The 6,784-nt window shown below is 63.9% G+C and carries 7 protein-coding genes; 3 read left to right on the top strand and 4 right to left on the bottom strand.

Annotation, left to right across the window (positions count from 1 at the left end; genetic code table 11):
• Window positions 1-413: 413 nt before the first annotated feature.
• Window positions 414-599, bottom strand: a complete 186-nt coding sequence (locus PMN64_RS41125; protein WP_304497803.1) for a hypothetical protein — start codon at window positions 597-599, stop codon at window positions 414-416.
• 126 nt (window positions 600-725) lie between these two features.
• Window positions 726-1,565, bottom strand: a complete 840-nt coding sequence (locus tag PMN64_RS41120; RefSeq protein WP_411784891.1) for an SDR family NAD(P)-dependent oxidoreductase — start codon at window positions 1,563-1,565, stop codon at window positions 726-728.
• A gap of 178 nt (window positions 1,566-1,743) precedes the next feature.
• Between PMN64_RS41120 and PMN64_RS41115 the strand changes: the two genes are divergently transcribed.
• Together PMN64_RS41115 and PMN64_RS41110 are read left to right on the top strand one after the other, a co-directional pair.
• Entirely contained in the window at window positions 1,744-2,706 is a 963-nt protein-coding gene (locus PMN64_RS41115; protein ID WP_038387665.1) for a sensor histidine kinase, read from the top strand.
• A gap of 246 nt (window positions 2,707-2,952) precedes the next feature.
• On the top strand, window positions 2,953-4,683 hold the full coding sequence (locus PMN64_RS41110; RefSeq protein ID WP_411784890.1) for a putative bifunctional diguanylate cyclase/phosphodiesterase: 1,731 nt from the start codon (window positions 2,953-2,955) through the stop codon (window positions 4,681-4,683).
• A gap of 374 nt (window positions 4,684-5,057) precedes the next feature.
• Here PMN64_RS41110 and PMN64_RS41105 read toward each other — a convergent pair whose 3' ends face one another.
• The gene (locus tag PMN64_RS41105; RefSeq protein WP_411784889.1) at window positions 5,058-5,696 is read right to left on the bottom strand and encodes a carboxymuconolactone decarboxylase family protein; all 639 of its coding nucleotides are present in this window, start codon (window positions 5,694-5,696) and stop codon (window positions 5,058-5,060) included.
• A gap of 219 nt (window positions 5,697-5,915) precedes the next feature.
• Here PMN64_RS41105 and PMN64_RS41100 point away from each other — a divergent pair, with 219 nt between their 5' ends.
• Window positions 5,916-6,320, top strand: coding sequence for a YccF domain-containing protein (locus PMN64_RS41100; protein ID WP_028341447.1), 405 nt, complete (start codon window positions 5,916-5,918; stop codon window positions 6,318-6,320).
• Between the two features lie 21 nt (window positions 6,321-6,341).
• On the opposite strand, the gene PMN64_RS41095 is transcribed toward PMN64_RS41100, so the two are convergent.
• Window positions 6,342-6,599, bottom strand: coding sequence for a GCG_CRPN prefix-to-repeats domain-containing protein (locus tag PMN64_RS41095; RefSeq protein WP_304497808.1), 258 nt, complete (start codon window positions 6,597-6,599; stop codon window positions 6,342-6,344).
• Between the last annotated feature and the right edge of the window lie 185 nt (window positions 6,600-6,784).

The raw sequence follows: 6,784 nt of genomic DNA, 5'->3' as shown, positions 1-6,784 counted from the left end.
AGCCGGGTGCCGATCGCACCCATGGGCCCCGAGCAATGGGTAGAAAGCTCGGGGGTAGGACCACAGGTGTAACCGGAGCAATCCGGCTTTCCCTGCGCGATGGCTTACGGCTTATACGTGCTCTCCCCGGCGAGACTGGGCTTTATTGTCACCGCCCTCGCAAAACGTTTGCGCGCCTTGCGAGAGGACACCTGCCGCTAGGGCGTCAAGCCTGCACGACTTCACCGTCCACCTCATGCGCACTCGTCAGTTGCGCAATCCGCGTCCACCGCATCCCACGCCGCGTTCGTGACGATCGCGAAGCGCCCCTCGATCGGGTGAGACGGGCGGAATTGAACATCTGATTTGCCCGACGACGGAAGCGCTAATTTGCCCGTCGGGTTAATTTGTCGCAGCGCGCGAATCCAGACGCGTTACGCCATCGCGCCGATCCCGACCACGCCGATCGCCACAGAGGTGACGAGGGCATAAGCGAATCCCGCAATCAGCGGCCCGAGCGTATGACGGCCTTGCGCGAGATTGATTCTGACGCTCGTCACCGCGCCGGCGACAATGATGGCGCCGAGATAGCGCAGCCGGCGTGCGAGCTTCGCGTTCATGCTCGCACCTTAGCGCGCCAAAGCTAAACACCCTCGATCGTCATTCCGGGGCGATGCGAAGTATCGAACCCGGAATCTCGAGATTCCGGGTTCACGCTGCGCGTACCCCGAAATGACGGCCGTGGCTTACGCCCCCTGATCGAACGCCTTGCGCAGCGAGACGTAGCCCGCCTGCTGCTGGCTCCAGTTGCGGCCGCCGGTGATGGCGCCGTCGATCACGAGGTCATGGCCGTTGATGAAGCTCGATTCGTCGCTCGCCAGGAACACCGCGGCATGCGCGATGTCGTCGGGCAGGCCGGCGCGCGGGATCGGCTGTGCCGCCTTGTAGACCTCGCGCATCACGGCCGCGGTCTTCTCCGCCGCTTCCGTCGACAATCCGAGCGCCTTGCCGAAAATGCCGGTGGCGATCGCGCCGGGCGAGATCGAGTTGACGCGGATGCCGGACTCGCCGAGCTCCATCGCCACGCATTTGGTGAGATGGATGACTGCCGCCTTCGCGGCGCCGTAGACCATCGACGACGAGAAGCCGGCGAGCCGTCCGGCGATGCTGCCATTGTTGATGATGCTGCCGGAGCCCTGTTTGCGCATGTAGGGCGCGGCATGCTTCATGCCGAGCATGACGCTGCGCACCAGCGTCGCCATCGCGGCGTCGAACCGCTCGACGTCAAGACCTTCGATGCCCCCGGTCTGCGCCGGGCCGCCGGCATTGTTGAACAGGCAGTCGATCCGGCCGAACTTCTCGACCGCAAGCGCGATCAGCGCCTGCATCTGTTCCTCGACCGTGACGTCGGTCTGACGAAACACGCAAGCCTCGCCGAGCTGTTGCGCCAGTGCCTCGCCCTCCGGCGCGCGGCGCCCGGCGATCACGACCTTCGCGCCCTCCGCGACAAAGATCTCCGCCGTGCGTAGCCCGATGCCGCTGGTCGCCCCTGTGATCACCGCGACCTTGCCATCCAGCCGTCCCATATCGGTCCCTCAACTTACGTATGATGTTGCGGATATTCCCCAGTTCCTGCTGCCAATACAAGCACTTGCACGCCGCCACGCACGCAAGGTCCGCCTGTGGCCAGAAGGCCACAACTGCGGTTTTTCGGTCGCAGCGGCCTTATTTTGGGTCGCCTGTTCACGTGAACTGGAACGAGCAATGGCGAAATGGATCGATGATTTCAGGGCGTGTTGGCGGGGCGATGTCCAGCCGTCGGTGCGGCTTGCGGTCGCCTTCGCGGTGCTTTGTCTCGTTTTGGCCACGGCCGCGCGCTTCGGGCTCGCCCAGATCCGGCCGGACGTGTTCTTCACGCCCTATTTCCCCGCGGTGTTCTTTGCCACCGCCCTTGGCGGTTTCCGGATCGGGATCGCAACTGCGCTGGCGAGCGGGCTGCTCGGCGTAGTGCTCAATTTCAGCGGCTCGCACGCCGATCCGGCGCGCTTTGCGCTGTTGATGATCTTCTGGGTTGTGTGCGGCATCGCGATCTGGGGCGTGGAGCACTACCGTTCCCTGGTCGCTCAGCAGCGCGAAGTTTCCAAACGGCTGATCGAGGAAGAGCAATACCGCAAGGTCGTGGTCGACGAATTGCAGCACCGGCTGAAGAACAAGTCCTCGACCATTCATGCGGTGCTGCATCAGGCGCTGCAGGACCGGCCCGATGTCTGGCAGCGCATCGACCATCGCATCCGCGCGCTCTCGGCGACCGACGATCTGATCGCGCGCGTCGATGGCTATGGCTGCGATATCAAGGATTTGCTGCGCTCGGAACTCGGGCCCTACGGCCACGTGCGGTTCAACCTCAATGGCGAGCAGCTGTTCCTGCCCGCCAAGCTCGCCGTCTCGCTGGCGCTGATCTTCCATGAGCTCGCAACCAACGCCGGAAAATACGGCGCCTTCTCCTCGCCGCGCGGATTTTTACAAGTGTCATGGACCGTCGACGACGGACGTCTCAACGTGATCTGGGACGAGACCGAGGGACCGGTGGTCGAGGCAATCGGCGAAGCCGGCTTCGGCACCAAGCTGCTCAAGTCGGCGCTGCGGCCGTTCGACGGCAAGACCGAGATCAGTTATCTGAAGACCGGTGTTCACTGCACCATGCAGTGCAAGCTTCCGAGCTGTTGATAAGTCGTCATTCCGGCACAGCCGCACGTGTTGGTGCAACCGCGCGCGCCGCAATCGCTTTCACCAGCGGCCGAAGCCGACATTGATACTCTGTTAATGACGATTGCCGCGACGGCTTGCGAAAGCCGTCGCGGTCTCATTCTGTCACGGCATTTCGCAGGTCCGCTTAACCAAAACTACAACGGACTTTGCCAAGGTCGGCGCATGCACAGTCTCACCAGACACGATTTTCAGACGGGCGCGGCAGTGACCGGCCAAGACGATATTTCCAGCAATGAATTACGTATCTTGCGCGACCTTCTCCAACTGCTGCCGGCGGGCGTGACCGTTCAGGACGAGCAGGGCGAGCTCATCCTGGTGAATGAAGCAGCAGCGAGCCAGCTGCAGCTGGCGGCCAGCGCGAGCCAGCCGTCCCCGGTCGACGAGCGCCACGCCGCCAACCTCGACCTGCTGCGCAGTGGCCGTCCGGTGGTGCTCGAGGAAGTGCTCTCCTGCGGCGCCTCCAAATATGTGTTCCTGACCTCGCACCGGCCGGTCCGGATCGCCGGTCGCAATCTCCTGATCTCGACCTCGACCGACATCAGCGAGCAGAAGGCGTTCGAGGACCAGCTGTTCCGCTCGGCTTGTTACGACGAGCTGACCGGCCTGCCGACCCGCCGGGTGATCGAGCACCGCGTCAGCGGCCTGATCCGCGACGATTCGCAAAGCCATTTCGCGCTCGCCTTCCTCGACGTCGACAACTTCAAGCACATCAACGACTATTACGGCCACGCGATCGGCGATGCGCTGCTCGTCGAACTGTCGAAGCGGCTCGGCCACGCGCTGCGCGAAACCGATATCCTGTCCCGCATCTCCGGCGACGAATTCCTGCTGCTGCTCAACCCGATCAGCGGCAATGACGAAGTCGCCGAATTCATCCAGGTCATGCAGGAGCGGCTGAAGGCGCCGTTCTTCATCGAGGAATCCGAGATCTTCGCCTCGACCTCGATCGGCGTCAGCCTCTATCCGATGCACGGCCGGAGCTACGAGGCGCTGCGCCAGAACGCCGACATCGCGATGTACCGTGTCAAGAACAACGGCAAGGGCTCGACCGCGTTCTTCGACAACAGCATGGAGCGCGAGGCGCTGGCGCGGATGAAGATCGAGCAGTCGCTGCGGCTGGCGATCCTGGAAAAGCGCTTCTGCTGCGCGTTCCAGGCCAAGGTCGATATCCGCACCCAGGAGGTGAAGGGCATCGAGGCGCTGGTGCGGCTGCGCGACGACGAGGGCGTGATCCAGGCGCCGGGCACCTTCATCAACCTCGCGGTCGAGCTCGGCCTGATCGACGAGCTGACGTTCCTGGTGCTGGCGGAGATCGTCAAGTCGATCGACCTGATCAACGATACGTTCGGCCCGATGGCGACGATCAGCATCAATGTCGCCGCCAAGCAGGCCTCGAACCTCGAATTCATGCGCCGGTTCGCGCGCGCGATCGAGGAGACCGGCTTCCCGAAACGCTTCATGATCGAGGTGACCGAGGACGCGTTCGTGACGCGGTCGCATTTCCAGGACCAGATCCTGCCGATCCTGCGCGGCATCGGCGTCGGCATCTCGATCGACGATTTCGGCATCGGCTATTCGTCGCTGTCGGCGCTCGCCGACATCACCGCCGACGAGATCAAGATCGACCGCTCCTTCATCACCGACATCCATCAGCGGCCGCGCAGCCAGGGCATTTTGCGCGCGATCGAATCGCTGAGCGAGGCGCTCGGCATGACCGTGATCGCCGAGGGCATCGAGTCCTACGAGGAGCTGACCTATCTGCAGGCGGCGACCAAGATCCGCTATGCCCAGGGCTATTACTTCGCCAAGCCGATCTTCCTCGAGGATTTGAAGCCGGCGACGCCGGTCGCCAGCGAAACGCGCGCCAGCATGGCCGCGCGCCCGGCCCTAGAAGGGCGCCAGACCTATTCGCGCGCCAGCGGTTTCCGGCGGTAGGGGCGTGACGTGACTGCGCTCCCTCTCCCGCTTGCGGGCAGGGCTATCGCATTTCGTGGCGGTGCCCTCGTGGCCATCCTTCGAGACGCCCGCCTTCGGCGGGCTCCTCAGGATGAGGTCTTGTTTTGCGGCACAATAGTAGACCCTCATGGTGAGGAGCGCCGCTTGCGGCGCGTCTCGAACCACGAGGCCAAGCACTTGCGTGGTCGCCAAGGGGCATATGCGATAGCCCTGCGCTTGCGGGGGAGGGTTGGGGACGGGGTCTACCCGCGAGTCGTTCTGTAGAGAAAGCCCCCACCCGCATCGCATCTTCGATGCGATGCGACCTCCCCAGTAAGCGGGAGAGGTAGGAGAGCGAGACCGCTGCAGACGCGCTACTTCTCCAGCACCGCCAACGGCGGCACGCCGTTATTCGCGGGGCCGGCCTGCATTGTGATCAGCGTCATCGAGACCATGTCGTAATAGCCCATGATGCCGATGATATCCATGATGCCGCGCTCGCCGAACTTCTCCAGCGCGGCCTTGTAGACCGCGTCGCTGACTTTCCTGTCGCGATAGAGTGCGACGCCGAGATCGTACAGCGCGGCCTCGTCGTCCTTCATGCTCTCGGGCCGCGTGCCCTTGGCGATCGCGTCCGCGATCTTCGGATCGAGCCCACCCTTCATCGCCAGCGGATAGTGCGCCGACCATTCATATTGCGCGGTCCAGTGCCGCGCCGTGATCAGGATCGCCATTTCGCTGAGCCGCGCCGGCAGCGAGGTATTCCAGCGCAGATACTCCGACAGGTTCGACAGCTTTGGCGCCAGATCGGGATTGCGGATATAGGCGCGGTAGGGCGGCGCGGTGAATTTGGCATTGCGCGGCGGCGCGCTGATCATGTCGGCCCAGGCCTTTTGCGCCGGCGACAGCTCCTCTGCCTTCAGCGGCGCGAAGCGCACGGTATCCTCGGCCCGCACGGCCGACACTGACAATGCCAGCGCCGCCAGAATCCCTGCTCCGAATATTGTTCTCATTGTTGTTCTCCCTTTTCGGTGCAGGCGTCTTTGCGCCCTGCCCGGTCGCGCGAGATTAGTGGCCGTCGCGATGGATGCAATGAGGTGCGAGCTGTCGTTCAGCGCCGGCCGCCGGTGAAGCGCCTCGTCACGGCAGGCGCGCGGTTAGGCCACACCTACCGCGGCGCCGGGCAGCGGCGTATATAAAGATTAGTCCCAAGCGGCGCGAAGGTGTCAGCCATGCAGCCTGTGTCTATCCTCCTGAACATCCTCTGGATCCTGATCGGCGGCGCGTGGATGGCGTTCGGCTGGCTGGTCGCCGCCGTGATCATGGCTGTGACCATTATCGGGCTGCCCTGGGCGCGCGCCGCCTTCAACATCGCGGTCTACACGCTGCTGCCGTTCGGCTCGCGTGCGGTGCGCCGCGATGAGGTGACCGGCACGCCCGACATCGGCACCGGACCGCTCGGAGTGATCGGCAATCTGATCTGGTTCATCCTGGCCGGCTGGTGGCTCGCGATCGGCCATGTGATCACCGCGATCCTGCTGGCGGTGACCATCATCGGCATCCCCTTCGCCTGGGCGCATCTCAAGCTTGCCGGCATCGCGCTGTGGCCGATCGGCAAGGTGATCGTGCCGGCGTGACGCTGGCCTGGCCGTCGACGGCTAGAGCCAATCCTTCGTCGTCTGCGAACAGGCCTGAAGGTCGCGCCGCCAGATGAAGCCACCGCCGCCACACGGGGGGCGAGCCCGCGAGGTGGCGGGGCACTCGTTCCTGACGCGCGCGCTGGTGCCCCAGCCGTCGATCACGCAGGCACCTCGTGAGGTCCTGTGGCAACCGTCGCCACATCCCTCTGCGGCGTTGGCCGGGGTCAAGCCGAGGAAGGCACCGGCTGTCAGAAGCGTGATCAAGCCTGCTCTCATGATGTTCTCCATCGAGCTGTCGGTCGTGATGCTCCATTCGCGACACGAGCGTAGGCGATCTCGGTGCCGCTTGCCACCGAATCCGCGCACAAATTCTGGTGTCGGGGGGCTAAAGCGGGATGGGTTTAGGTTGAATCGATTTGGGATTCCCAAATCAGTGTGTTTCTGATTCACCATGCTGGCTG

This window comes from Bradyrhizobium sp. UFLA01-814, assembly GCF_046718885.1.
GTDB lineage: Bacteria > Pseudomonadota > Alphaproteobacteria > Rhizobiales > Xanthobacteraceae > Bradyrhizobium > Bradyrhizobium elkanii.
Note: the sequence above shows the minus strand (reverse complement) of the source record. Positions and strands in the feature narration are given on the sequence as shown.

Coding starts and splice junctions, on each gene's coding strand:
- PMN64_RS41125 (WP_304497803.1), bottom strand. CDS start 599: ATGAACGCGAAGCTCGCACGCCGGCTGCGCTATCTCGGCGCCATCATT.
- PMN64_RS41120 (WP_411784891.1), bottom strand. CDS start 1,565: ATGGGACGGCTGGATGGCAAGGTCGCGGTGATCACAGGGGCGACCAGC.
- PMN64_RS41115 (WP_038387665.1), top strand. CDS start 1,744: ATGGCGAAATGGATCGATGATTTCAGGGCGTGTTGGCGGGGCGATGTC.
- PMN64_RS41105 (WP_411784889.1), bottom strand. CDS start 5,696: ATGAGAACAATATTCGGAGCAGGGATTCTGGCGGCGCTGGCATTGTCA.
- PMN64_RS41100 (WP_028341447.1), top strand. CDS start 5,916: ATGCAGCCTGTGTCTATCCTCCTGAACATCCTCTGGATCCTGATCGGC.
- PMN64_RS41095 (WP_304497808.1), bottom strand. CDS start 6,599: ATGAGAGCAGGCTTGATCACGCTTCTGACAGCCGGTGCCTTCCTCGGC.